The 22,719-nt window shown below is 70.7% G+C and carries 26 protein-coding genes and 1 pseudogene; 9 read left to right on the forward strand and 18 right to left on the reverse strand.

Features of this window, described 5'->3' with window-relative positions; translation table 11 throughout:
* The 6 genes from V7D28_RS04970 to V7D28_RS04995 all read right to left on the reverse strand — a co-directional run.
* The coding region (locus V7D28_RS04970; protein ID WP_442957894.1) for an amino acid kinase family protein at positions 1–187 on the reverse strand (187 nt) is incomplete at its 3' end.
* Positions 184–1,230 carry a GTPase ObgE gene (gene obgE, locus V7D28_RS04975; RefSeq protein ID WP_333586258.1) on the reverse strand — a complete coding sequence of 349 codons (1,047 nt, stop codon included), beginning with the start codon at positions 1,228–1,230 and terminating at the stop codon, positions 184–186. The genes obgE and V7D28_RS04970, both read right to left, overlap by 4 nt.
* Positions 1,231–1,303: 73 nt before the next feature.
* Positions 1,304–1,840: a GNAT family N-acetyltransferase gene (locus V7D28_RS04980; RefSeq protein ID WP_333586259.1), complete on the reverse strand. Its 537-nt coding sequence runs from the start codon at positions 1,838–1,840 to the stop codon at positions 1,304–1,306.
* A gap of 140 nt (positions 1,841–1,980) precedes the next feature.
* Positions 1,981–2,253, reverse strand: coding sequence for a 50S ribosomal protein L27 (gene rpmA / locus V7D28_RS04985; protein ID WP_333586260.1), 273 nt, complete (start codon positions 2,251–2,253; stop codon positions 1,981–1,983).
* Between the two features lie 28 nt (positions 2,254–2,281).
* Positions 2,282–2,872 carry a 50S ribosomal protein L21 gene (gene rplU, locus V7D28_RS04990; protein ID WP_333586261.1) on the reverse strand — a complete coding sequence of 197 codons (591 nt, stop codon included), beginning with the start codon at positions 2,870–2,872 and terminating at the stop codon, positions 2,282–2,284.
* 93 nt (positions 2,873–2,965) lie between these two features.
* Positions 2,966–3,943: a cation diffusion facilitator family transporter gene (locus V7D28_RS04995; RefSeq protein ID WP_333586262.1), complete on the reverse strand. Its 978-nt coding sequence runs from the start codon at positions 3,941–3,943 to the stop codon at positions 2,966–2,968.
* 126 nt (positions 3,944–4,069) lie between these two features.
* Here V7D28_RS04995 and V7D28_RS05000 point away from each other — a divergent pair, with 126 nt between their 5' ends.
* Positions 4,070–5,134: a CobW family GTP-binding protein gene (locus V7D28_RS05000; protein ID WP_333586263.1), complete on the forward strand. Its 1,065-nt coding sequence runs from the start codon at positions 4,070–4,072 to the stop codon at positions 5,132–5,134.
* Between the two features lie 155 nt (positions 5,135–5,289).
* Here V7D28_RS05000 and V7D28_RS05005 read toward each other — a convergent pair whose 3' ends face one another.
* A complete protein-coding gene (locus V7D28_RS05005) occupies positions 5,290–5,724 on the reverse strand; it encodes a biopolymer transporter ExbD (protein WP_333586264.1) in 435 nt (144 codons plus the stop codon).
* Between the two features lie 242 nt (positions 5,725–5,966).
* Here V7D28_RS05005 and V7D28_RS05010 point away from each other — a divergent pair, with 242 nt between their 5' ends.
* Positions 5,967–6,935: a WD40 repeat domain-containing protein gene (locus V7D28_RS05010; RefSeq protein WP_333586265.1), complete on the forward strand. Its 969-nt coding sequence runs from the start codon at positions 5,967–5,969 to the stop codon at positions 6,933–6,935.
* A gap of 47 nt (positions 6,936–6,982) precedes the next feature.
* Here the strand turns inward: V7D28_RS05010 and V7D28_RS05015 are convergent, their stop codons facing one another.
* The gene (locus tag V7D28_RS05015) at positions 6,983–7,648 is read right to left on the reverse strand and encodes a nitroreductase (RefSeq protein ID WP_333586266.1); all 666 of its coding nucleotides are present in this window, start codon (positions 7,646–7,648) and stop codon (positions 6,983–6,985) included.
* Positions 7,649–7,729: 81 nt separating this feature from the next.
* On the opposite strand from V7D28_RS05015, the gene mtgA reads away from it, so the two are divergent.
* Together mtgA and ald are read left to right on the forward strand one after the other, a co-directional pair.
* The gene (gene mtgA, locus V7D28_RS05020) at positions 7,730–8,458 is read left to right on the forward strand and encodes a monofunctional biosynthetic peptidoglycan transglycosylase (RefSeq protein WP_333586281.1); all 729 of its coding nucleotides are present in this window, start codon (positions 7,730–7,732) and stop codon (positions 8,456–8,458) included.
* A gap of 66 nt (positions 8,459–8,524) precedes the next feature.
* Positions 8,525–9,640: an alanine dehydrogenase gene (ald, locus tag V7D28_RS05025; RefSeq protein WP_333586282.1), complete on the forward strand. Its 1,116-nt coding sequence runs from the start codon at positions 8,525–8,527 to the stop codon at positions 9,638–9,640.
* Positions 9,641–9,701: 61 nt separating this feature from the next.
* Here ald and V7D28_RS05030 read toward each other — a convergent pair whose 3' ends face one another.
* The gene (locus tag V7D28_RS05030) at positions 9,702–10,574 is read right to left on the reverse strand and encodes a bifunctional regulator KidO (protein ID WP_333586267.1); all 873 of its coding nucleotides are present in this window, start codon (positions 10,572–10,574) and stop codon (positions 9,702–9,704) included.
* Positions 10,575–10,676: 102 nt separating this feature from the next.
* On the opposite strand from V7D28_RS05030, the pseudogene V7D28_RS05035 reads away from it, so the two are divergent.
* A pseudogene (locus V7D28_RS05035) lies at positions 10,677–11,585 on the forward strand (XdhC family protein); the annotation flags it as partial.
* 23 nt (positions 11,586–11,608) lie between these two features.
* Here the strand turns inward: V7D28_RS05035 and V7D28_RS05040 are convergent.
* Genes V7D28_RS05040 through moaA form a run of 6 tightly spaced genes read right to left on the reverse strand, consistent with a single transcriptional unit; the run spans position 11,609 to position 15,613 of the window.
* Entirely contained in the window at positions 11,609–12,799 is a 1,191-nt protein-coding gene (locus V7D28_RS05040) for a molybdopterin molybdotransferase MoeA (RefSeq protein ID WP_333586268.1), read from the reverse strand.
* The gene (gene moaC / locus V7D28_RS05045) at positions 12,796–13,266 is read right to left on the reverse strand and encodes a cyclic pyranopterin monophosphate synthase MoaC (RefSeq protein ID WP_333586269.1); all 471 of its coding nucleotides are present in this window, start codon (positions 13,264–13,266) and stop codon (positions 12,796–12,798) included. The genes V7D28_RS05040 and moaC overlap by 4 nt, the downstream gene beginning before the upstream one ends.
* A complete protein-coding gene (gene moaB, locus V7D28_RS05050) occupies positions 13,263–13,817 on the reverse strand; it encodes a molybdenum cofactor biosynthesis protein B (protein WP_333586270.1) in 555 nt (184 codons plus the stop codon). Before moaB ends, moaC begins: the two co-directional genes overlap by 4 nt.
* Before the next feature lie 42 nt (positions 13,818–13,859).
* The gene (locus V7D28_RS05055; RefSeq protein ID WP_333586271.1) at positions 13,860–14,309 is read right to left on the reverse strand and encodes a molybdenum cofactor biosynthesis protein MoaE; all 450 of its coding nucleotides are present in this window, start codon (positions 14,307–14,309) and stop codon (positions 13,860–13,862) included.
* On the reverse strand, positions 14,306–14,551 hold the full coding sequence (locus V7D28_RS05060; protein ID WP_333586272.1) for a MoaD/ThiS family protein: 246 nt from the start codon (positions 14,549–14,551) through the stop codon (positions 14,306–14,308). Before V7D28_RS05060 ends, V7D28_RS05055 begins: the two co-directional genes overlap by 4 nt.
* 3 nt (positions 14,552–14,554) lie before the next feature.
* Positions 14,555–15,613: a GTP 3',8-cyclase MoaA gene (gene moaA, locus V7D28_RS05065; RefSeq protein WP_333586273.1), complete on the reverse strand. Its 1,059-nt coding sequence runs from the start codon at positions 15,611–15,613 to the stop codon at positions 14,555–14,557.
* A 31-nt stretch (positions 15,614–15,644) separates the two neighbouring features.
* On the opposite strand from moaA, the gene V7D28_RS05070 reads away from it, so the two are divergent.
* Positions 15,645–16,265, forward strand: coding sequence for a nucleotidyltransferase family protein (locus tag V7D28_RS05070; RefSeq protein WP_333586274.1), 621 nt, complete (start codon positions 15,645–15,647; stop codon positions 16,263–16,265).
* An 8-nt stretch (positions 16,266–16,273) separates the two neighbouring features.
* Here V7D28_RS05070 and V7D28_RS05075 read toward each other — a convergent pair whose 3' ends face one another.
* Both V7D28_RS05075 and V7D28_RS05080 read right to left on the reverse strand, forming a co-directional pair.
* Positions 16,274–18,475 carry a xanthine dehydrogenase family protein molybdopterin-binding subunit gene (locus V7D28_RS05075; RefSeq protein ID WP_333586275.1) on the reverse strand — a complete coding sequence of 734 codons (2,202 nt, stop codon included), beginning with the start codon at positions 18,473–18,475 and terminating at the stop codon, positions 16,274–16,276.
* Between the two features lie 12 nt (positions 18,476–18,487).
* Positions 18,488–18,949 carry a (2Fe-2S)-binding protein gene (locus V7D28_RS05080; RefSeq protein ID WP_333586276.1) on the reverse strand — a complete coding sequence of 154 codons (462 nt, stop codon included), beginning with the start codon at positions 18,947–18,949 and terminating at the stop codon, positions 18,488–18,490.
* 118 nt (positions 18,950–19,067) lie between these two features.
* On the opposite strand from V7D28_RS05080, the gene V7D28_RS05085 reads away from it, so the two are divergent.
* Genes V7D28_RS05085 through V7D28_RS05095 form a run of 3 tightly spaced genes read left to right on the forward strand, consistent with a single transcriptional unit; the run spans position 19,068 to position 20,764 of the window.
* Positions 19,068–19,433, forward strand: coding sequence for a c-type cytochrome (locus V7D28_RS05085; RefSeq protein WP_333586277.1), 366 nt, complete (start codon positions 19,068–19,070; stop codon positions 19,431–19,433).
* Entirely contained in the window at positions 19,430–19,825 is a 396-nt protein-coding gene (locus tag V7D28_RS05090; RefSeq protein WP_333586278.1) for an MliC family protein, read from the forward strand. The genes V7D28_RS05085 and V7D28_RS05090 overlap by 4 nt, the downstream gene beginning before the upstream one ends.
* Positions 19,826–19,867: 42 nt before the next feature.
* Complete coding sequence (locus V7D28_RS05095) at positions 19,868–20,764, forward strand: NAD(P)-dependent oxidoreductase (protein ID WP_333586279.1); 897 nt, start codon at positions 19,868–19,870, stop codon at positions 20,762–20,764.
* Positions 20,765–20,772: 8 nt separating this feature from the next.
* Here V7D28_RS05095 and V7D28_RS05100 read toward each other — a convergent pair whose 3' ends face one another.
* Positions 20,773–22,380, reverse strand: coding sequence for an MFS transporter (locus V7D28_RS05100; RefSeq protein WP_333586280.1), 1,608 nt, complete (start codon positions 22,378–22,380; stop codon positions 20,773–20,775).
* Between the last annotated feature and the right edge of the window lie 339 nt (positions 22,381–22,719).

Here is a 22,719-nt window from a genome sequence, read left to right on the forward strand (position 1 = left end):
GCCGGCGGCGGCCCAGCGCCACGGCGCCGGAGGAGACCACCAGCACCTGCTGGCCGCGCCCGCGCAGGCGGGCGATGTCGCGGGCGAGCGCCTCCAGCCAGGGACGGTTGGGGGAGCCGTCGGCCCCCACCAGCAGGGCCGACCCCACCTTGACGACGATCCGCCGGGCGGCGGCCAGATCGCTCATGGCGTCCAGCCTTCGGGGGCGGCGATGGCCTGGGCGGCGTTCTCTTCGGCCCGCCGCTGGCGCACCGCCTGCCAGGCGTGGCGCAGGATGTCGGTGACGCCCTCGCCGGAGACGCCGGAAATCTGCCGGGGATCGACGCCGGCGGCCTCCGCCAGTTCGGCGGTCTTGGCCGCCCGGGTCTCGGCGTCCAGGGCGTCGACCTTGTTCAGGGCCAGAAGCTCGGGCTTGTCGGCCAGGCCCTCGCCATAGGCGGCCAGCTCCTGGCGGATGGTGCGGTAGGCCTCGGCCACATCATCCTGGGTGGCGTCCACCAGGTGGATCAGCACCGCGGTGCGCTCCACATGGCCCAGGAAGCGGGTGCCGAGACCCGCCCCTTCGGAGGCGCCCTCGATCAGGCCTGGAATGTCGGCGATGACGAACCGCTCATTGGTGGAGAGGTCCACCACCCCGAGGTTCGGGGCCAGCGTGGTGAATGGATAGTCGGCGATCTTGGGCTTGGCCGCCGAGACCGCCGCCAGGAAGGTGGACTTGCCGGCGTTGGGCAGGCCCACCAGGCCCACATCGGCGATGAGCTTCAGGCGCAGCCAGATCCAGCGCTCCTCGCCCTCCTGGCCGGGATTGGCGTGGCGCGGGGCCTGGTTGATCGGCCCCTTGAAACGGTCGTTGCCCCAGCCGCCATTGCCTCCCTTCAGCAGCAGCAGCCGCTGGCCGGCATGGTCCATGTCTGCGATCAGGGTTTCCTTGTCTTCTTCCAGCACCTGGGTGCCCACGGGCACCTTCAGGACGATGTCGTCGCCCGCGCCGCCGTGGCGGTTGCGACCCATGCCGTGCTCGCCCGTGCCGGCCTTGAAATGCTGCTGGTAGCGATAGTCGATGAGGGTGTTCAGCCCGTCCACGGCCTCGATCCACACATCCCCGCCGCGGCCGCCGTCGCCCCCGTCGGGGCCGCCATACTCGATATATTTCTCCCGCCGGAAGGACACCGCCCCGCCGCCGCCGTTGCCCGAGCGGATGTAGATCTTGCACTGGTCGAGGAATTTCATCGGCGTATCCGGCAGGGCCTCGCCCGCCCGGCGGTCCGGGGGGCGAGGCTCCGATATGACAAAATATGACGGTCTAGGCGAGCCAGACCATCATGCGGGTGGGGCAGGGTTCACCCCTGGCCAGGGAATGGCGAGGCTGGACCTCGCCGGTATAGAGGAAGCCTGTCTTGCACAGCACCTTCCCCGAGGCGGAATTGTCGGCGAAGTGGCCGGCCATCAGATAGCGCCGCCCCCAGGACTCCGAGACCCAGGCCAGCGCCCGGTCGGCCGCCTCCGTGGCGTAGCCCTGTCCCCAGTAGGGGCGGCCCAGCCAGTAGCCCACCTCGGTCCGCCCTTCCTCGTCGGGGTGGAAGCCCAGCATGCCGATCAGGCCTGAGCCGTCCTGCTCGATGGCGAAGACCTGCTCGCGCCGAGGGTCGTGATCCTGGCAGCGGGCCAGGAAGCTGCGCGCATCTTCCTCGCCATAGGGAAAGGGCATGCGGGTGGTCATCTTCGCCACCCCCTCGTCATTGGCCAGGGCGGCGATGCGGGGGGCGTCCTCCGGCCTGGGAGGCCGCAGGCGCAGCCGTTCGGTGGATATGACGGGCGCGCCGTCCAGCTGAATGCTCATCCTTCCCTCCCGGGCTCTCTCCCGGAGCCCATCGGAAAACGAAAACGGGGAGTCCGGCGGCCGGACTCCCCGTTCGGAGTTTTCCTGTCCGGTCCGCCTCAGATCCTGAGAGGCGGAACCGGTCTCAAGGAGGGTTCCGCCTATTCGGCGCTCGCCCCCTCGGCCTGGACCACCGTCACATAGGTGCGGTCGTCGCGCTTGGTGACGAACTTCACCGCGCCGGCTTCGAGAGCAAAGAGGGTATGGTCCTTGCCCATGCCCACATTGTCGCCCGGCCAGTACTTGGTGCCGCGCTGGCGCACGATGATATTGCCGGCGAGCACCGCTTCGCCGCCGAACTTCTTTACGCCGAGACGGCGGCCTGCCGAGTCGCGACCGTTGCGCGAGGAGCCGCCGGATTTCTTGTGAGCCATGGTGCTCTCCTAGACCTTCTGGGGCGCCTTATTCGGCGTCCGATTCCTTCTTGGCGGCGGCCTTCTTGGGCGCAGCCTTCGTCTCGCCGTCCTCGGCCTTGGCGGCGGCCTTCTTCGGAGCCGCCTTCTTGGCTTCAGCGGCCGGAGCCTCGGCGTCGGCCTTGGCGGCCGTCTTCGGGGCGGCCTTGGCCGGCTTGGCCTCGGCGGCGGCCGGGGTTTCGAACTCGGCCTTGAAGCCGCGGGCGCGGGCGTCGAGCACGGCCTTGGGCGTCAGATCGACCTCGCCATCCCACTTGGCGCTCAGGCCGGCGCCGGCGATGGAGGTGACGCGCAGGACGCTTTCGAGCTGGCGATGACCGCGGGTGCGGCGATAGCCCTGGCGACGGATCTTCTTGAAGATCTTCACCTTCTCGCCCTTGCGGGTCTCGATCAGGGTCGCCGAGACGCTGGCGCCGTCGACCACGGGCGCGCCCAGGGTCACCGTATCGCCGTCGCCCAGCATGAGGACGTCGCCGAACGCGACATCGGCGCCCGGTTCGCCGTCCAGCTTTTCAACCACCAGCAGGTCGCCGGGTTGGACCCGGTACTGTTTCCCGCCGGTCTTGATCACCGCGTACATGGTTCGCGCCTTGGACTTAATGCAAAAAGGATTACGCCCGCGAGGTGGCCCGCGGGCGAGAGCCGCGGACTTATACAGACGCGGACTGGTGAGTCAACGCGGGGGATCGATCCGAAGGCTCGGGGTCTCGACCGCCTCGGCGAGGGGGCGAGGCCCGCGCACCTCCACCGTAAGATGGCTGAGACCGGCCAGGTCGGCCAGGGTGGCGCGGAACAGCCGGGCGGGCCGGTCCTGGGGATCGGACACCACGGCGATGGCCGCATGGTGGCCCGGGCCCAGCCGCCAGAGGTGCAGGTCGATGACCTCTCCGCCCAGCGCCTGGAGGCGCGCACGGATCTCCTCGGCCAGGGCGGGGCTGGGGGTCATGTCCAGCAGCACGGCGGCCGAGCCGCGGGCCAGCGTCCAGGCGAAGCGCGCCACCAGCGCCGCCCCCAGCAGGCCGGCGGCCGGATCGGCCCAGGTCCAGCCCAGATGCTCCCCGGCTAGCAGACCGGCCACCGCCAGAATCGAAACCAGCACATCGGCGGCCAGATGCATATGCACGGCGTTGAGATTGAGGTCGTCGTCCTGGGCCGCGGGCGCGCGCCTGGGCGGCTTCAGCAGCCACATGCAGAGGATGTTCACCGCCAGGGCGGCGAAGGCCAGGCGGGTGGCCTCATGATAATGCGCCCCCTCGCCGCCCCCCAGATGGCCGAGCGTCTCGGCGGCGAGCAGCAGGGCGGTGACCCCCAGGGCCACGGCGTTGGCGAAGGCGGCGAGGTAGCCCACCTTGCCGGCCCCGAAGCTGAACCGGCGGTCGCCCGCGAAGCGCCGGGAGAGGAGGTAGGCGAGGCCCGCGAGGCTGAGTGCGGCCACGTGGGCGGCGGTGTGGATCCCCCCCGCCAGCAGGGCCATGGAATGGAAGACGAGCCCGCCGATAAGCTGCAGGACCAGGGCCACGCCGCTGATGCCGGCCACCAGCCAGACCCGCCGTTCATTGCGGGCGTGATGGGCGCCCAGATAGGTCCGGTCAGCCCGGAAGCCGTCGAGCGGCGCCGGCGGATCGGAGGGCGGCGGCTGATCCTGGCGCAAGCGCGGGTCCCCTTCGCGCCCGGAAGGGCGGGCGCGCGTTATTCTATAACACGCAAGCGCGGTCAAGACGGCCGCGAAGGTTGGGTTTGCGAGGTTCCTGTTCCCTAAGGGCGGCGCAATGACTAGATGACAGCCATGACTGAAAAGACCCCCGTGACCGTGCTCACCGGCTATCTCGGCGCCGGCAAGACAACCCTGCTCAACCGCATTCTCAGCGAAGATCACGGCAAGCGCTACGCCGTCATCGTCAATGAATTCGGCGAGGTGGGCATCGACAACGAACTCATCGTCGGCGCCGACGAAGAGGTGTTCGAGATGAACAATGGCTGCGTCTGCTGTACGGTGCGCGGCGACCTGATCCGGGTCCTGTCAGGCCTGATGAAGCGCAAGGGCGGGTTTGACGCCATCATCGTGGAGACCACCGGCCTGGCTGATCCCGGCCCCGTGGCCCAGACCTTCTTTGTCGACGACGACGTCCGCGCCAAGGCGCAGCTGGACTCGGTGACCACCGTGGTCGACGCCAAGCACCTGCCTCTGCGCCTGGCCGACAGCCACGAGGCGGTGGAACAGATCGCCTTCGCCGACCAGATCATCCTGAACAAGACCGATCTGGTGAGCACCGAAGAACTGGCCGCCGTGGAGGCGCAGATCCGCCGGATCAATCCGCTGGCCCCCATCCACCGGGCCCAGCGCTCCAACGTGCCGCTGGACGCCGTCCTGGGGCGCGGCGGGTTCGACCTGGAGCGGATCACCGGCCTCGATCCCGAATTCCTCAACCCCGCCCACGGGGAGCCGGGTCACGTCCATGACGAGACCTGCGACCATCATGACCACGACCACGATCATCACCATCATGACCATGGGCACGACCATGGGCATGACCATGTGGCCGAGGCGGGGATTCGCGGGGTGGCGCTGACCCTGGAGCGGCCGCTGAACGGCACGCGGGTCACCCGCTGGCTCAACGATCTGCTACAGGACCAGGGGCCGGACATTCTGCGCGCCAAGGGCATTCTGGACGTGGCCGGGGAAGACCGCCGCCTGGTCTTCCAGGCGGTCCACATGATCCTCGAGGGCGACTTCCAACGCGACTGGCGTCCCGACGAGCCGCGCTTCAGCCGCATGGTCTTCATCGGCCGCAATCTGGATGAGGCCAAGCTGCGCCAGGGCTTCGAGGCGTGCGCGGCCTAGGAACCTGATGCGATCAGACGGAGCCGTCTGATCGCATCAAGCTCTAAACTCAGAGGCGAGCGCGCGCGCCGTCAGCGTCTGGACGCAAAAACGCCCGCCGGAGGTCCGGCGGGCGTTTTCGTTTCCTGGAGGCGGCGCAGGCGCGCCGCCGGGGATCAGGACAGTTCTTCGTTGATCAGGGCGACCAGGAAGTAGCCGTCGGTCTGCAGCTGGTTCATGACGCTCATGAACTCGCCATAGCGAACGGTGCGGTCGGCCCGAACATAGACGCGCTCTTCGGTGGGGACCGGCACGGCCAGCTCGGCGGCCAGGTCGGCGCCCAGGGTCCGCAGGCTGGTGGGACGCTCACCGATGAAGATGGCGCCGCCCTGCTGGACGTTGATCAGGGTCGGCTCCTGGACGACCGTGCCGGGCGGCGGCGGAATGGCCGGCGGCAGGTCGAGCTTGATCGAAACCGTCGCGGCCGGAATGGCCACCATGAAGATGATCAGGAGCACCAGCATCACGTCCACGAAGGGCGTGACGTTGATGTCGCTGTTCTGGCCGAGGTCGAACTTCGAGCTCCCCCCGCCGGACATCTTCGCACCCATATGCAATTCCTTCCCTTTAGGCCGCGCCCGCGCGCGCCCGTCCGTTTCGGCAAGACCATTCGCTTTTCAGGGCGAGCTTGTAAAGCCTCAAGCGGCGATCCTGCGCCGCAGGAGGCCCGCAGGAGGCCCCCCGGCGCCCGCCACAGGTCCAGCCGCGCCTGATTTCCCGGCAGGCGGCGGTTGGGCCAAGACCTGTGTTCGCCGTTTGCAGGGGCGTCTGCTCCTGCACTAAGAGCCTCTCCATGCCTTACGCCTTCGACGCCTATGTCACCGCCGTCCAGTTTTCCGCCTCGGGCGAGGCCCTCTTCGCCCTGGGGGATGGCACGGTCCGCTTCGAATCGGGGCCGGTGGTCCAGGCGCATCAAGGCGCCGTGCTGGATGCGGCGCTGCACCCCTCCGGCCAGGGACTGGTGACCGGCGGAGACGACGGGGCGCTGGTCTGGACCCGGCCGGACGGCGCCCAGACCCTGGCCCGTCAGCCGGGGCGCTGGATCGATGCGGTGGCCGCCAGCCGGGAATCGGGCCTCATCGCCTTCGCCGCCGGCAAGACGGTGGAAGTCCGCGACGCCGCCGATCCCGCCTTCGTCCGCAGCTTCGCTCATCCCCGTTCGGCCGCGGGCCTGGCCTTCGATCCCAAGGGTCGTCGCCTGGCCGTGGCCACCTATGGCGGCGCCTGGCTCTGGTTCGCCCGCATCGCCGAGCAGAAGCCCCTGGTCCTGGAATGGGCGGGCAGCCACATCGCCCTGGCCTGGAGCCCGGACGGCAAGTTCCTCATGTCGGCCATGCAGGAAAACCAGCTGCACGGCTGGCGGGTGGCCGATGAGAAGAACATGCGCATGGGCGGCTATCCGGCCAAGGTGAAGAGCCTGGTCTTCCTGTCCAAGGGCCAGATGATGGCCACCTCGGGCGCCCAAGGGGTGGTGATCTGGCCCTTCGGCGGCTCCACCGGCCCCATGGGCAAGCAGGCCGCCGAGGTGGGCTTCGACGCCTCCACCCTGGTCTCGCGGGTGGCTGCACCGCCCACCGGCCAGCGGGTGGCCGCGGGCCTGGAGGACGGTCGGGTCTGGGTCTGTGACCTGGTGGGCCAGAAGACCGAAATGCTGAAGGCCGAAAAGGGTCCGCCGATCACGGCGCTGGCCATCACGCCGGACGGCCGGCGCGTGGCCTGGGGCGACGAGGACGGCGGGGCGGGCGTGGCCGAGGCGCCCTGACGTCGCCGGCGAAGGCCCGGGGCTCGGCTATGCTGCGCTGCGCGGGATCAGTCGTCGAAGCCGCGCATGTCGCCCCAGACCTCGAAGGGGTCGCGGCGTGTGCGCAGGGTGTTGATGGGCGCGGTCTCGTCCGCATAGCCCAGGGCCATGCCGGAAAAGATCATGTGATCCTCCGGCAGGGCCAGGACCTCGGCCAGGGTCTTCGGATAGCGCGCCCAGTATTCCTGGGCGCAGGTGGCCAGGCCCCGCTCGGCGGCCAGCAGCATGACCGTCTGCATGAACATGCCCACATCGGCCCATTGGGGCGGGCCGACCTGGCGGTCCAGGCTGAAGAACAGGCCGGCCGGCGCGCCGAACAGCTCGCCATTCTTGGCCAGCTGGGTCAGGCGGGCGGTCTTGTCCTCCCGCGGAATGCCCAGGGCGGCGTAGAGGTCTTCACCGCACTGGAACCGTCGGGTGCGGAAGGGCTCCCAGAGATTGGGCGGATAGACATCATACTCCGGCTCCTCGCCGAAGGGGTTGGCCCGCACCCTGGCTTTCAGCTCATCCAGCGGCGCGCCGGCGAGGGCGTGGACGCGCCAGGGCTGCAGATTGCCGCCGGAGGGCGCCCGGGCCGCCGCCTGCAGAATCTCCCGGACCACGGCGCCGGGCACGGGATCTGGCCGGAAGGCGCGGATGGAAACCCGGCGCTCCACCGCTTCGCTGACATTCATGGCATCCTCCTGTGGCGGTCCCTTCCCCTGGATAGCAGCCCCGCCTAAGGTCAAGGCAAGGACGGGGCGAGCGTGACCGACATGGCCAAGAACAAGCCGGGGGGACGAGCGCCCCGATCCCGCGGCCAGCTGGGCCGGCTGGTGCGCACCCTGCTGATTCTCCTGCTGGTGATCGGCTTTGTCGGGCCGGTCCTGGCGGTGGCGGTCTATCGCTTTGCGCCGCCGCCGGTGACCTTCCTGATGATTCAGCGGCTGGCCGAGGGGCGGGGCCTGAACAAGAGCTGGCGGGGGCTGGACCAGCTGTCGCCGCATCTCGTGCGCTCGGCGATCGCGTCGGAGGACGCCAACTTCTGCGGCCACCGCGGCTTCGACCTGGAGGCGATCCGCAAGGCCATGGACCACAATGAGCGGTCTGATCGCGTGCGGGGCGGGTCCACCATCAGCCAGCAGACGGCCAAGAACGTCTTCCTCTGGCCCGACCGGTCCTATGTGCGCAAAGGGCTGGAGGCCTATTTCACCGTGCTGATCGAGGTGATGTGGGGCAAGCCCCGCATCATGGAGGTCTATCTCAACGTCGCCGAATTCGGCCCCGGCATCTATGGGGCGGAGGCTGCGGCCCGGCGCTATTTCGGGGTCAGCGCGGCCGATCTTTCCCCGACCCAGGCGGCCCGGCTGGTGGCGGTGCTGCCCAGCCCCCTGCGCTACAAGGTGGTGGAGCCGGGACCCTATGTGAGACGTCGCACCGGACGCATCCAGGCCGCCGCCGGGACGGTTCGGCGCGATGGGCTGGCGGCCTGCGTGCTTGGTTGACGGGCGAGGGAATTTTCGCCCACATCCCTCTTTGGGCTGCAATGAATTGCCCTAATGGAGGTTGAGATGCGCATCGGCGTGCCCCGCGAGATCAAGCCGAACGAACATCGGGTCGGCCTGCCCCCCACCGCCGTGCGGGAATATGTCGCCCACGGGCATGAGGTCTGGGTGGAGGCCGGAGCGGGAATCGGCGCGGGCTACGGCGACGCCGACTATGAGCGGGCCGGGGCGCGGCTGGCGCCCGACGCCGCGGCCGTGTTCGATCAGGCCAGGCTGATCATCAAGGTCAAGGAGCCCCAGCCCGGCGAATGGGCGCGCCTGACGCAGGACCATATCCTCTTCACCTATCTGCACCTGGCGCCCGATCCGGCCCAGGCCGAGGGGCTGATGGCTTCGGGCTGCGCGGCCATCGCCTATGAGACGGTCACCGACCGGGCCGGGGGCCTGCCCCTGCTGGCGCCCATGTCGGAGGTGGCCGGCCGCATCGCCGTCTTCTCCGCCGGCGAGACCCTGCTCAAGCACAATGGCGGCATGGGCCTGTTGCTGTCGGGGGTGCCCGGCGTGCGCCCGGCGCGAATCTGCGTTCTGGGGGGCGGGGTGGTGGGCATGAACGCCGCCCGCCTGGCCGCCGGCGTCGGCGCCGAGGTGGTGGTGCTGGAGCGCTCCATCCCGCGCATGCGCGAACTGGACGACATGTTCCTGGGCCGGGTGCTGACCCGCTACTCCACCCTTGATGCGGTGGAGGAAGAGGTGCTGAGGGCCGATGTGGTGATCGGGGCGGTGCTGAGCGCGGGCGCCGCGGCGCCCAAGCTGGTGCGGCGCGAGCATCTGGCGCGCATGAAGCCGGGGTCGGTTCTGGTGGACGTCTCCATCGACCAGGGAGGTTGTTTTGAAACCTCCAGGCCCACCACCCATGCCGATCCCACCTATGAGGTGGACGGGGTGGTGCATTATTGCGTGGCCAATATGCCGGGCGCCGCGCCCCGCACCTCGTCCGAGGCCCTGGTTCACGCCACCCTGCCGTTCGGCCTGGCCCTGGCGGACAAGGGGCTGGGGGCCCTGGGGGATGATCCGCACCTGGCGCGCGGACTGAACGTGCTGGCCGGCCAGATCACCCACCCGGCGGTGGCCCAGGCGCTCAGCCAGCCCTTCGCCGATCCCTACGGGGCGTGGACGGCCTGACAAGCCGTCATCCGCTTTCAGGCAAATCGAATGACGGTCGGGAGGTCCTGGTCGGACGCGCCTAGGCCGCCGCCCACTGGTTGGGGTCCAGGGCCACGGGATCGTCCAGGGCCATGTCGTCCCAGTCCAGGTCCGGCGGCGGGGAGGAGGCCGCGGCCACCACGGCCTGGAGCTCGGCCGCCGAGGTGACGCCCACCAGGACGGTGGTGGCCTCCGGGCGGGACAGGGCGAAGCCGAGGCAGGCCTGCAGCGGGTCGCTGCGGCCCTCGGCGATCAGCCGGCGCGCCCGCGAGATGCGGCTGGCGGCGGCCTTGAGATGGCTGGGCGCCCGGTCAGGCGGCAGGAAGATCAGGCCGTTCAGGAAGATGGAGCGCAGCTGCACCTCCACCCCCATGCCCGCCAGGGTGGCCAGGGTGCCGTCGATCAGCAGTCGTTGGTCCAGCAGGCTGGCCGGCGCCTGGATGACGTCGGGACGAAAGCGCCGGGCAAGGCCCACCGGATCGTCAGAGGCGAAGACCGCGACCCCGATGCGGCGGCACAGCCCCTGATCGCGCAGCTGCTGCAGGCGGGTCCACAGGGCCAGGCCATGGGGGCCGAACAGCTCGGCCGCCGACGGCACGAGGATGCAGTCGGCCTGGGCGACGCCCAGCCGGCGCAGGGAATTGCGGATCTCGGCCTCCACCATGTCCGGACCCCGGTCGGCGCGGATGGTGCTGATGGACACGCGGAAGGGCAGGGGCTTGGGCATGGCCTCGCCGATGGTGGTCTCGCCCTGGGGCGAACCGCCGGCCACGTCGAACACGGGCAGGCCCGCCCGGGCGGCCACCGAAAGAATGTCGCGCACCTCGGCGCCGGCGGGGCGGCCGCGAACCGTGCCTTGATCGAGAACGAACTGGCCGGAGCCGAGGCCAAGCTTGGCGAGAGGAGAGGTCATGGGCGGCGAAGGCTCGAACGGCTGCACTTGTCGAGGCTCATGCTTATCTGTCAGGCCTAAAGAAGCCGTATCTGGAACCTTTCACCGGGGTTAATCCGTATGATGAACGAGGCGTTACCGGAGTGGCCCCTGTTCGGCCTGGACGAGGACGTCCGGCCCGCGCTCCGGGCCGCCTCGGCGGGGGGGCGGCCCCTGGTCCTGGCCACCCTGACGGCCCTCGACGGGGGCGGCCCGCGCCCGGTGGGGACCCAGATGGTCTTCGGGGAAGGCGTCGTTTCCGGTTACTTTTCAGGGGGTTGTGTTGAGAGCGACGTGGCGGCCCACGCCGCCGCCTGTCTGGAGGATGGAACGCCGCGCACGCTTGTCTATGGCCAGGGCAGTCCCTGGCCCGACATCCAGCTGCTCTGCGGGGCGCGCATCGAGATCTTCCTGGAGCGGGTGGCCGCCGACGACCCGGCCCTGGCCGAACTTCTCAACGCCCAGAATGAGCGCAGACCCTGCGTCTGGCTGAGCGACGGCGTGACCCGGCGGTGTTGCGGGCCAGAAGAGGCCGCGACCTGGGACGGCGCCATCCGGCGGGACTATGTGCCCTCGCCCCGTCTGGCGGTGGTGGGGGCCGATCCGGCCGCCCTGGCCATCGCCATGCTGGGCGCTCAGTCGGGGTTCGAGACCACCCTTGTGCGCCCCAAGGGGCCGGCCGCCCCGCCGCCCCTGGCCGGGGTCGCCTATAGCCGCGAAACTCCCGATGTGGCGCTCAGCCGCCTGGGGCTTGATCCCTGGACGGCGGTGGCTGTGGCCTCCCATGACCTGGCCACCGATCAGGCCGCCTTGCTGGCGGCCCTGCCCTCGGCGGCGGGTTATGTAGGGCTGCTGGGCGCCCGGGCGCGCCTGCCCGAGCGATTGGATCGCCTGCGCGCCCTCGGCGTGGAAGAGGCTGCGATCGCCCGGCTGCATGCCCCCATCGGTCTCGACATCGGCGGCAAGGCGCCCTGGGAGGTGGCCGTTTCCGTGATCGGCGAGATCATGGCCCTGCGTCAGGCCCGCCTCAAGGGCAGGACCTCCACCGTCTCGCCCGCCGCCGCAGCCGGAGCGTCCGGGGCCCGGCGGAGCAGGGCGTCGGCCCCGGCGAAGATGCTCACCAGCGAAGAATCCTGATCGCCATAGGGCCGGACGGTGAGGACCCCGTCCGCCACGTCCAGGCGCGCCCGCATCCAGTGTTCGCGGGGCCCATTGGCCTCCAGGGCCACGGCGGTGCGGGCGCTCCGGGTGGCGAAGCCCTCGGCCGCCCCCTGACAGGCGTCGAGAATGGGCTTCAGGAACAGCTCGGCGCAGACGAAGGCCGAGGCGGGATTGCCCGGCAGGCCCAGCAGGCGTCGCCCATCCCCCAGCACCCCGAAAAAGGTCGGCTTGCCTGGCCGCACCGCCACGCTGGCCACCTTCAGCGACAGGCCCAGGGTCTCGGCGGCGGCGCGGACCAGATCATGATCGCCCACCGAGGCGCCGCCCACCGTCACCACGAGGTCGGCCTCGGCGGCGCGCAGGGCGGTGACCACGGCCTCGAGATCGTCGCGCACGGGTCGCGTCCGGAGGACCGTCGCCCCCCAGCCCCGGGCCATGGCCGCCAGCGCCGGGGCGCCGGAATCATAGATCTGATAGGGGCCAGGTTCGCCGGGCGCCTCGACGATCTCCTCGCCGGTGGAAAGTATGGCCACCCGGGGCGACCGGGCCACGGCCACTTCGGCCAGGCCGGCCGAAGCCGCCAGGGAAAGGCGCCAGGGATCGAGCCTCTGACCCTGGGACAGCAGGCGATCGCCGCTGCGGAAGTCCCCGCCGCGCGGGCGAAGGTGGCGCAGGGGCTCGGCCCCGGGAACCTCGACGACATCCCCGTCCCTGCGGGCGTCCTCCTGGATCACCACCGAATCTGCGCCGGACGGCAGGGCTGCGCCGGTGAAGATGCGCACCGCCTGGCCGGGCGAAAGCGCGCCCGCATAGCCGTGGCCGGCGGCGCTCTCGCCCACAATGGTCAGGCGCCCCGGGGTGTCGGCGCTGCGCACGGCCCAGCCGTCCATGGCCGAGGCGTCGAAGGGGGGCTGGTCGCGCCGGGCGCTGACGTCGGCCGCCAGGACCCGACAGATGGCGGCCTCCAGGGCCACGGTCTCGGCGCCCAGGGGCGCGATCTCGGCCAGCATGCGGGCGCGGGCCTCGGCCACGGGCAGGAGCTTCACGGGGCGCTCCAGTCGCCTGAGGCCCCGCCGGACTTGGAGATCAGGCGCACGGCCTCGATCACCATTCCCTTCTCGGCGGCCTTCAGCATGTCATAGAGGGTGAGGCAGGCCACGGAGACGGCGGTCAGGGCCTCCATTTCCACCCCGGTCTGGCCGGTGGTCCGCACCCGCGCGGTCACGGCCAGGCCGCCCTCGGCCTCGCTCACCCGCACCTCCACCTTGGACAGCATCAGGGGGTGGCACAGGGGGATGAGCTCGCTGGTCCGCTTGGCGGCCATGACGCCCGCGATCTCGGCGGTGGCGCGTACGTCGCCCTTGCGGGCGTCCCCCGACAGCGCCAGGGCGAGGGTCTCCGGCGCCATGCGCACGAAGCCTTGGGCGATCGCCTCGCGCGCCGTGGCGGGCTTGGCGGAGACATCGACCATATTGGCCCGGCCGGTCTCGTCGATATGGGTGAGGCCGCTCATTTCTCGCCCAGCCGGGGCATGAGCTCGACCATGTTGCAGGGGCCATGGCGGCTGTCCAGCTGGGCGGAGATCACCTTGTCCCAGCCGTCCTTCACCGCGCCGTTGGAGCCGGGCAGGCAGAAGACAAACACCCCGCCCACAATGCCGGCGGTGGCCCGGCTCTGCAGGGTGGACAGGCCGACGCTCTGATAGCTGACCATGTGGAAGACTACGGAAAACCCGTCCAGGGTCTTGTCGAACAGGGGGGTGAGGGCTTCGGGCGTCACGTCCCGGCCGGTGATGCCGGTGCCGCCGGTGGTGATCACCACATCCACCTCGCCCGAGGCCACCCAGGCCCGCACCTGTCCGCGGATGGCGTCCACGTCGTCGCGCACGATGGCGCGGCCGGCCAGGGCATGGCCGGCGCCTGTGATCCGGTCGGCCAGGACCTGGCCGGAGGTGTCGCTGGCCCTGTCGCGGGTGTCGGACACGGTGAGGACGGCGATGCGCACGGGGACGAAGGCCTTGGCCTCGTCGATCCGGCCCCCGGGGGCGATGGCGGCTGTGGTCATCGGTCTCTCCAGCTCAAGGCGCGGGCGGCGCGCATCGGGGTTTCAGTCGCTGGCGGTCCAGCGGGCGATGTCGGCATGGTCCTGGGCGCGCGGTTCGATCCAGCGGGCGCCGTCCGGCCCATGTTCCTTCTTCCAGAAGGGGGCGCGGCTTTTCAGATAGTCCATCAGATAGTCGCAGGCCTCGAAGGCGGCCCGCCGGTGGGTCGCGGCGGCGGCGACGAAGACGATGGCCTCGCCCGGGGCGATCAGGCCGATCCGGTGCAGGATCATCAGATCGTCCAGGGCGAACCGTTCCCGCGCGGTCTCGGCGATCCTGCCGATCTCGGCCTCGGTGAAGCCGGGATAGGCCTCCAGCTCCAGGCGCGCGGCCTGTCCGCCCTCGGCCCGGGCGAGACCCACGAAGCTCGCCACCGCCCCGGTTTCGGTGCGCCCGGCGCAGAAGGCGCTCAGCTGCGCGCCGGGCTCGAACGGTTCCTGCAGAAGGGTGATCATCCGCCGCTCATGGGCGGCAGGAAGGCCACCTCGCAGTCAGGGGTCAGGTCGGCGTCCCCGCGCACCAGGGCCTGGTTCAAGGCCACCTGCACGCCGGGTCCGTCCAGGGCCGCGGCCAGGGCGGCGTCCTCCTGCGCCAGACGCAGGCGAAGCTCCGACAGGCATGCGGGCGGCGGCTCCAGCCGCCTGTCGCGCCAGCCGGCCACATCCCTCAAGGGGCCGAACAGCAGCACCCGGGTCATGGCTCAGCCCCCCGTGGTGGACATGTGACGGGCCACGGCCGGACTGGCCGAGCGGGCGATCTGGAAGTCATGGCCCTGCGGCTTGGCGTCCACGGCCCGGCGGATGGCGGCCACCAGGTCGGCGTCGGACGCGCCGGCCCGCAGGACCGCGCGGAGGTCGCGCTCATCTTCCTGGCCCAGGCAGGTGTGGAGCACCCCTGTGCAGGTCAGGCGGACCCGGTTGCAGCTTTCGCAGAAATTGTGGCTGAGCGGGGTGATGAAGCCGAGCCGGCCCCCCGTCTCGGCCACGCGCACATAGCGGGCCGGCCCGCCGGTGGAGAGCGGCAGGTCTTCGAGGGTCCAGAAGCTCTCCAGCTCGGTGCGGACCTGGCGCAGGGACAGGTACTGGTCGGTGCGGTCGGCCTCGATCTCGCCGAGCGGCATGGTTTCGATCAGGGTGATGTCCATGCCCTCGCCATGGGCCCAGGCGATCAGTTCGGGCAGTTCCCGGGCGTTGTCGCTGGCCAGGGCCACAGCGTTGATCTTCACCGCCATGCCTTCGGCGCGGGCGGCCTTGAGCCCGGCCATCACGGCGGCGAGATCGCCGCCCCGGGTCAGTTTGCGGAACAGGTCGGGCCGGCGGGTGTCCATGGAGACATTGATCCGCCGCACGCCGGCCGCCGCCAGGGGGGCGGCGAAGGCCTCCAGCCGGGTGCCGTTGGTGGTGAGGGTCAGCTCATCCAGGGCGCCGGACGCCAGATGCCGGGACAGGCCGCCGATGAGGTTCATGATCCCCTTGCGCACCAGGGGTTCGCCCCCGGTCAGCCGCAGCTTGCGCACGCCCAGCGTGATGAAGGCGCTGGCGACCCGGTCCAGCTCCTCCAGGGTGAGCAGGTCCTTCTTGGGCAGGAAGGTCATGTGCTCGGCCATGCAATAGACGCAGCGCAGGTCGCACCGATCGGTAACCGAGACCCGCAGATAGGTCACCGTCCGGCCGAAGCCGTCGATCAGCGGCGCCGGCGCGTGCAGGCCGGACCTTTGCGGGCCGGACCCTTGCAGGAATGTGGCGTCATAGGGCGTCATGGCGTGCGGACAACATAGGCGAGGCCGAGCGATGACGACAGGGGCGGCGGGCGAAAGAGACCAATGGGCCGCCATCATTCTGGCCGCCGGGGCGGGGCGCAGGTTCGGCGGCGGCAAGCTGCTGGCGCCCTATGGATCCGGCGTGCTGCTGGACGGGGCGGTGACCACCGCCCTGGCCCTGGCCGAGGCGGTGGTGCTGGTCACCGGCGCCCAGGCCGAACCGGTGGCCGAGGCTGCAAAGGCGGCAGCCGCCCGGGGTGGCCAGGCCGACCGGCTGAAGATCGTCCATGCCGCCGACCACGCCGAGGGCATGGGCGCCTCGCTGCGGACAGGAGCCGCCGCCCTGCCGACGGGCCTCTCGGGGGTGTTCATCCTGCTGGGCGACATGCCCCTTGTTCCGCCCGCGGTGGGGCCGGAGCTGGTGGCCGCCCTGGCCGGGGGCGCCCAGGCGGCCGCGCCGGTGCATGGGGGACGGCGGGGCCATCCGGTTCTTGTGGGGCGCGCCCTCATTCCCCGCCTGGCCGAGGCCAGGGGGGACGAGGGACTCAGGTCGGTGCTGGCGGGCCTGGGCGCGGGCCTCGCCCTGGCGCCCTGCGAGGACCCCGGCGTCCTCTTCGACGTGGACCGTCTGGAGGACCTGCCGGGCCGTTGACCGGCGCCTCAGGCCTTCATGAACGGCTGGGCGGTGATCGCTTCCCCATTCAGCGCCAGCAGGGCGTTGGCCACGGCCGGTCCGATCACAGGGGTGCCCGGCTCGCCGACCCCCGTGGGATGGGTCCCGGCGGGCTGAGGAACGATATGGGTCTCCACCCGCGGCGCCTCGTTGTGGCGCAGCACCCGGTAGGTGTCGAAATTGGTCTGATCCACCCGCCCTTCGGTGAGGGTGATCGCGCCGTAAAGGGCGGCTGAGAGGCCATAGCAGGTCCCGCCCTCCATCTGGGCGGCGATCTGGTCCGGGGCGATGGCCGTGCCGCAGTCGATGGCGGTGACCACCCGGCCCACGCGCGGCTCGCCGTTCTCCAGCTTCACCTCGGCCACCTGGGCCACCACCGAGCCGAAGCTCTCATGGACCGCCACGCCCCGGGTCCAGCCCTCCGGCGCCGGCGATCCCCAGCCGGCCTTCTCGGCGGCCAGGTCCAGCACCGCCAGATGCCGCTGGGCGCCGGCCTTGCGATAGAGGGCGCGGCGATAATCCACCGGATCCTGTCCGGCCTTGCGAGCCAGCTGATCGATGGTGTGCTCCATCACATAGGCCGTGTGGGTGGCGCCCACCGAACGCCACCAGAGCACGGGCACGCCGGCGTCCGGGGTCAGAAGCTGGGCGTCCACATGGGCGATGGCCTTCAGATAGGGCGAGCCCTTGGCGCCCTCCACCGCGGTCTCGTCCACCCCGCCGCCGCCGAAGGGAGCGCCCTTCATGATCGACTGAGTGACGATGCGATGGGTCCAGGCGGTGGGAAATCCGTCCGCCCCCAGGCGCACCTTCACCCGGTGGTGAACCAGGGGCCGGTAATAGCCCGCGGCCATGTCGTCCTCGCGGGTCCAGACCAGCTTCACCGGCCGGCCTTCGCCCACCTTTTTCGCGATATGGACGCACTCGACCACATAGTCGGACTGGAAGTTGGCCCGACGGCCGAACGAGCCGCCCGCCGGCAGGGTTTCGATCTCCACCGCGCCGGGCAGGTTGGCGACCAGGCGGGCCACATTGAGCTGGTCCAGGGTCGGCCCCTGGGAGGCGAAGGTCAGCTTGACCTTGTTACCCTTCACCTCGGCCACGCAGTTCATGGGCTCCATGGCGGCGTGGGCCAGATAGGGGAAGTCATAGGCCTGCTCGAAGACCGCGCCCCCGGTCTGGGCTGCAGCGTCGCCCTTGGACTCGAAGCTCTGCCACGTCTCGCCGTCGGCCAGGGTCGCCGAACCGTCCGCCAGGCCCTGGAAGCGGGCCAGGATCTCGGCCGAGCCCCGGGTTTCGGCCTTGGCCTCGTCCCACTGGACGGTCAGGGCGTCGCGTCCCTGCTTGGCCGCCCAGGTGGACTGGGCCACCACGGCCACGCCGGAGGGAATCTCATGCACCCCGACCACGCCGGGGACCTTCAGGGCCTGGGCGGCGTCAAAGCTGGCCGCCTTGGCGCCGAAGCGGGGCGGATGGGCGACCATGGCCACCAGCAGGTTGGGCGCCTGGACATCCAGGGTGAAGACCGTTTGTCCGGTGCTTTTGGCCAGGCTGTCCTTGCGCCGCACCCGGTCCGTGCCGATCAGGGTGAAGGCGGCAGGGTCCTTCAGCTGCGGTTCGGCGGGGGGCGTGACCCGCGCGGCGTCCTCCAGCAGTTCGGCGAAGGTGGCGCTGCGGCCCGAGGCCGGGTGGCTCACCACCCCGTTCGCCACGGTGATCTCGCCGACGCCGACCGACCAGCGGTTGGCCGCGGCCTCCACGAACATGGCCCGGGCCGCCGCGCCGGCCTTGCGCAGCTGGTCCCAGGAATTGTTGATCGCCGTGGACCCGCCGGTGAGTTGGGCGCCCATGGTCCCATTGGCGTAGAGCTTGGCGTTGGCCGGCGCATGCTCATAGCCGACCCGGTCCCAGTCGGCGTCCAGTTCCTCGGCGACGATGGCCGCCAGGCCGGCGTGGTTGCCCTGGCCGAACTCGATATGCTTGGAGACCAGGGTCACCGCGCCGTCGGGGGCGATCTTGATGAAGGGGCCAAAGGCGCCGACCTCGGTCTGGGCGCCCACCGCCATCAGATCGGTGGGGGAGCAGCCCACCAGCAGCGCCCCGCCGGCGGCCGTCGCAGTGACGATCACCTGCCGGCGCGACAGGCCCGGGGCGGGAGCCGTCGTCGGGGGATTGAACCGTGCGTTCATGAGAACCTCCCGTCAGACCTGGGCCGCCGGCGCGGCGGCGGCGTCCTTGATGGCGTCGTGGATGCGCTGATAGGCGCCGCAGCGACAGATGTTGCCGGCCATGGCCGCGTCGATCTCCGCATCCGTAGGCTGGGGCGACTGGGCCAGCAGGGCGACCGCCGACATGATCTGGCCCGACTGGCAGTAGCCGCACTGGGGCACGTCGCGGGCCACCCAGGCGGCCTGCAGGGGATGGGCGCCGTCCAGGCCTTCGATGGTGGTGATCTTCGCCCCGGCCACGGCCTCGAGCGGGGTCACGCACGCGCGGATGGCCGCGCCGTCAGCCAGCACGGTGCAGGCGCCGCACTGGGCCACTCCGCACCCGTACTTGGTTCCTGTCAGGCCCAGTTCATCGCGCAGGACCCAGAGAAGGGGGGTGTCCCCCGGGGACTGAACCGAAAGCACGCTACCGTTCACATCCAGCGTCCCAGCCATGGCCTTACCTTTCAGCTCCAAGCTCAAGCTTGATCTTAACGCTGTTCAGGCCGAAGCGTAAGGGCGGCTGACGCGCTTAAATCGGGCCCAGGGCCTGCGCCCATATCCAGGAGGTTGTATGAACCGCACGGCTCTCGCCCTTATCGCCCTGGGGGGCGTCACCTCGGCCCTCATGTCGGTCCAGCCGGCCGCAGCCCAGGACGGCGCGCGGTTGTTCAACCTGCAGTGCCGCACCTGTCACGGGGACAAGAGCACGCCCATGGGACCGACCCTGGCCGGGGCGGCCGGCGCGCCCATCGCCGGGCGGTCGGACTTCACCTATTCCGCAGGGCTCAAGTCCAGGTCCGGCGCCTGGACCGACGCCAATCTGGACGCCTATCTGGCGAAACCCCTGGCCTTCGCGCCGGGGACCCGCATGGTGACCGCCGTGCCCAGCGCCGAGAACCGCGCCGCCCTGATCGCCCACATGAAGACGCTCAAATGACGCCGGCCCTGAGGTTGCCCCTGCTGGGCCTGTCCGTCGGCGGCCTGCTGGCCGGGTGCGCCACGGTGGCGCCCTCGTCCGGCCCGTCCGTCCCGGTCGGCGCCAGGCCCGGGACGAGCGCGCCGCCCGCCCGGGGGCCTGCGCCGGAGGACGCCACCGACGTGGCCATGACCTATGTCTGCCGGGACGGAAAGCGCTTCAAGGCCGCCTACGCCCTGTCGGGGGAACACGCCCTGGTCACTGCCGGCGGCCGGTCCTACCGCCTGCCCCATGCGCCGTCCGCCTCCGGCGCCCGCTTCGCTCAAGGGGGCGTGGAGCTCTGGACCCAGGGTCCGCAGGCGCGCCTGGACGGCGCGGCCGGCGCCCCCTATCGCAACTGCTCGACCGGCTGAGCCCAAGCCGACGCACCGCCCCCGCGCAATAAGGAGCCCGCCGTGGACGCCTTCCCCGCCTACTTCCCCCTGGCCGGCGCCAAGATCGTGGTGGCGGGGCAGGGCGAGCCCGCCGAGGCCAAGGCCCGCCTGTTCGACGGCTCGCCGGCCCGGCTGGTGCGGGCGGAGGGGGCCGAGGCCTTCCTGGCTGGGACCTATGCCGGGGCGAGCCTGGCCTTCGTGGCCAGCGCCGACAAGCTGTTCGTCCAGGCCGCGGTCAGCGCCGCCCGCGCCGCCCGGGTGCCGGTCAATGTGGTGGATAGCCCCAGCCAGTGCGACTTCACCACCCCGGCGGTGATCGACCGGGGCGAGGTGGTGGCCGCGGTGGGCACGGGCGGGGCCTCTCCCATGCTGGCGACCCTGTTGCGCAACACCATCGAGGCGCGCATCCCGGAAGGGACGGGCCGGGTGGCCGCCCTGTTCCGGCGCACGCAGGACGAGGTGCGCTCGGCCCTGCCCGACCTGCCCCGCCGCCGGGCCTTTCTGCGCCGGGCCCTGGAAGGGCCGGCCGCCGAGGCGGCCATGGCGGGCAATATGGAGGCCGCCGAAGCCCTGCTGCGCAAGGCCCTGGCCGAGGATGCGCCTGAGCCCGGACGCCTGGTGTTCGTGGCCGGGCGCGGACCGGCCGACCTCATCACCCTGCGGGCGAGCCGCGCCCTGGCCAGCGCCGATGTGCTGGTGGCGCCGCCAGACGCCGACCCTGACATCCTGGGCATGGCGCGCCGGGACGCCGAGCGGCTGCCCTTCGCCGAGGCCGCGCCCGAGCGTCTCATCGCCCTGGCCGCCGAGGGGCTGAAGGTGGTGCGTCTGGTCACGGCGCCCCCGGAGCCGGACGAGGTCGCCGCCTATGCCGCGTCCGGTTGCGCCGTCGAAGTCATGTTGGCCGCCCCAGGAAGCTGAGGCGCGCCTCAGTCCAGAGGCTTGCCCTTGGTCTCGGGCAGGAACAGGCAGACCACCACGCTGATGGCGGTGAAGATCACCGGGTACCAGAGGCCGGCATAGATATCCCCCGTGGCCGTCACGATGGCGAAGGCGCTGAACGGCACGAAGCCGCCCACCCAGCCGGTGCCGATGTGATAGGGCAGGGACATGGCCGTGTAGCGGATGCGGGTGGGGAAGAGCTCCACCAGGGCCGCGGCCATGGGACCATAGAGGGCGGTGGCCCCCACCACGAAGATCATCATCAGGCCAAACAGCAGCGGCAGGTTCAGCCGCGCCGGATCGGCCGTGGCGGGATAGCCGGCCTCGGCCAGGGCTGAGCGGATCTGGCCCTCCACCTGGCGCTTGGTCTCGGCCAGGGCGGCCCGGTCCAGGCCCGTCCCGTCCACCGAGGTCACGGTGATGGCGCCGACCTTCACCTGGGCCGGGGCGCCGGCGGGGGCGGCCTGGTTGGTGTAGGAGACCCCGGCGTTGGCCAGGGCGGTCTTGGCGATGTCGCAGGCGGTGGCGAACTGGGCGCGGCCCACCGGATCGAACTGCAGGCTGCAGCTGGCCGGATCGGCCACGACCACCACAGGGGTCCGGGCCTGGGCCTCGGCCAAGGCGGGATTGGCCGCCAGCGTCATGGCCTTGAAGCCGGGGAAGAAGGCCACCAGCGCCAGCGTCATGCCGAACCACATGACCCATTTGCGTCCCACCCGATCCGACAGCCAGGCGAAGACCACATAGAGCGGCGCGCTGGCCACCGTGGCGGCGATGGTAAGCGCATTGACCGTCGCCGGCTCCACCTTGAGGAAGCGCTCCATGAACACCTGGGTGTAGAAGAAGGCCGTGTACCAGACCGCGCCCTGGGCGCTCATGAAGGCGAACAGGACCAGCAGGACGATCTTCAGATTGCTCCACCGGCCGAAGGCCTCGGCGAAGGGGGCCTTGGTCTCTTCGCCGGCCGCCTTCAGCTTCTGGAAGCTGGGGCTCTCGGCCAGTTTCAGCCGCATGAAGATGGAGATGGCCAGCAGGCCCGCCGACACCAGGAAGGGGATGCGCCAGCCCCAGGCGGAAAACGCCGCCTCGCCCAGGGTGGTGCGGGTGATCAGGATCACCACCAGGGCGCCGATCAGGCCGAAGGCCGCAGACGCCTGGATCCAGGCCGTATGCTCCCCCCGGCGGGCGTCGGGAGCGTGCTCGGCCACATAGATGGCCGCGCCGCCATACTCTCCGCCGAGCGCCAGACCCTGGAGGATGCGCAGGAAGATCAGCAGGGCCGGCCCCACCAGGCCCGCCTGCTCATAGGTGGGCAGGAAGCCGATCCCCACCGTGGCCACGCCCATCAGGGTGACGGTGAACAGGAAGGCCGACTTGCGCCCCACCCGGTCGCCCATATGGCCGAAGATCAGCGCGCCCAAGGGGCGGAAGGCGAAGCCCGCCCCGAACAGGGCGAGCGCCGCCACCAGCCCGGCCGCATCGCTCAGGCCGGTGAAGAAGTTGCGCGATATGATCGCCGCCAGAGTGCCGAAGATGAAGAAGTCGTACCACTCGAAGGCGGTGCCGGCCGAGGAAGCCACCACGACGGTTCGCATGGACGGCCCGCCGTCCGGGCGCGCGTTCTCTGATGCGGCGGCGTCCGCCATATGTGCCCCTCCCCAGAGGTCTTTCGTTCTGGCCAAGCTGTAACACCGGTCCGCAAGTCCGCGGAAGCCTTATGACCGAAGGGGCTGGGCGGGCCGGCGGCGGCTATGCGCAAAAGAAAAACGCCTCTGTCGCAAAAAGTCGAAAGAGGCCGATTGACAGGGTCCGGGGGGGCGACTAGATACGCCGCTCCTCGCCGCGGCCAACGCGGCGGCGGGCTCCGGCGGAAGTCGGAACGCTCTTTGACATTGTGGAATGGAAAGAGAAACGCAGGCGGCGGTGTTCTGGCG

This window comes from Phenylobacterium sp. (assembly GCF_036723115.1).
In the GTDB taxonomy this organism is placed as follows: Bacteria; Pseudomonadota; Alphaproteobacteria; order Caulobacterales; family Caulobacteraceae; genus Phenylobacterium.

What these genes read in the sequence shown, in the direction of transcription:
- obgE (WP_333586258.1), bottom strand. Translation starts at nt 1,230, where the DNA reads ATGAAATTCCTCGACCAGTGCAAGATCTACATCCGCTCGGGCAACGGC.
- V7D28_RS04980 (WP_333586259.1), bottom strand. Translation starts at nt 1,840, where the DNA reads ATGAGCATTCAGCTGGACGGCGCGCCCGTCATATCCACCGAACGGCTG.
- rpmA (WP_333586260.1), bottom strand. Translation starts at nt 2,253, where the DNA reads ATGGCTCACAAGAAATCCGGCGGCTCCTCGCGCAACGGTCGCGACTCG.
- rplU (WP_333586261.1), bottom strand. Translation starts at nt 2,872, where the DNA reads ATGTACGCGGTGATCAAGACCGGCGGGAAACAGTACCGGGTCCAACCC.
- V7D28_RS05000 (WP_333586263.1), top strand. Translation starts at nt 4,070, where the DNA reads ATGACAGCCATGACTGAAAAGACCCCCGTGACCGTGCTCACCGGCTAT.
- V7D28_RS05005 (WP_333586264.1), bottom strand. Translation starts at nt 5,724, where the DNA reads ATGGGTGCGAAGATGTCCGGCGGGGGGAGCTCGAAGTTCGACCTCGGC.
- V7D28_RS05010 (WP_333586265.1), top strand. Translation starts at nt 5,967, where the DNA reads ATGCCTTACGCCTTCGACGCCTATGTCACCGCCGTCCAGTTTTCCGCC.
- V7D28_RS05015 (WP_333586266.1), bottom strand. Translation starts at nt 7,648, where the DNA reads ATGAATGTCAGCGAAGCGGTGGAGCGCCGGGTTTCCATCCGCGCCTTC.
- mtgA (WP_333586281.1), top strand. Translation starts at nt 7,730, where the DNA reads ATGGCCAAGAACAAGCCGGGGGGACGAGCGCCCCGATCCCGCGGCCAG.
- ald (WP_333586282.1), top strand. Translation starts at nt 8,525, where the DNA reads ATGCGCATCGGCGTGCCCCGCGAGATCAAGCCGAACGAACATCGGGTC.
- V7D28_RS05030 (WP_333586267.1), bottom strand. Translation starts at nt 10,574, where the DNA reads ATGACCTCTCCTCTCGCCAAGCTTGGCCTCGGCTCCGGCCAGTTCGTT.
- moaC (WP_333586269.1), bottom strand. Translation starts at nt 13,266, where the DNA reads ATGAGCGGCCTCACCCATATCGACGAGACCGGCCGGGCCAATATGGTC.
- moaB (WP_333586270.1), bottom strand. Translation starts at nt 13,817, where the DNA reads ATGACCACAGCCGCCATCGCCCCCGGGGGCCGGATCGACGAGGCCAAG.
- V7D28_RS05055 (WP_333586271.1), bottom strand. Translation starts at nt 14,309, where the DNA reads ATGATCACCCTTCTGCAGGAACCGTTCGAGCCCGGCGCGCAGCTGAGC.
- V7D28_RS05060 (WP_333586272.1), bottom strand. Translation starts at nt 14,551, where the DNA reads ATGACCCGGGTGCTGCTGTTCGGCCCCTTGAGGGATGTGGCCGGCTGG.
- moaA (WP_333586273.1), bottom strand. Translation starts at nt 15,613, where the DNA reads ATGACGCCCTATGACGCCACATTCCTGCAAGGGTCCGGCCCGCAAAGG.
- V7D28_RS05070 (WP_333586274.1), top strand. Translation starts at nt 15,645, where the DNA reads ATGACGACAGGGGCGGCGGGCGAAAGAGACCAATGGGCCGCCATCATT.
- V7D28_RS05075 (WP_333586275.1), bottom strand. Translation starts at nt 18,475, where the DNA reads ATGAACGCACGGTTCAATCCCCCGACGACGGCTCCCGCCCCGGGCCTG.
- V7D28_RS05080 (WP_333586276.1), bottom strand. Translation starts at nt 18,949, where the DNA reads ATGGCTGGGACGCTGGATGTGAACGGTAGCGTGCTTTCGGTTCAGTCC.
- V7D28_RS05085 (WP_333586277.1), top strand. Translation starts at nt 19,068, where the DNA reads ATGAACCGCACGGCTCTCGCCCTTATCGCCCTGGGGGGCGTCACCTCG.
- V7D28_RS05090 (WP_333586278.1), top strand. Translation starts at nt 19,430, where the DNA reads ATGACGCCGGCCCTGAGGTTGCCCCTGCTGGGCCTGTCCGTCGGCGGC.
- V7D28_RS05100 (WP_333586280.1), bottom strand. Translation starts at nt 22,380, where the DNA reads ATGCGAACCGTCGTGGTGGCTTCCTCGGCCGGCACCGCCTTCGAGTGG.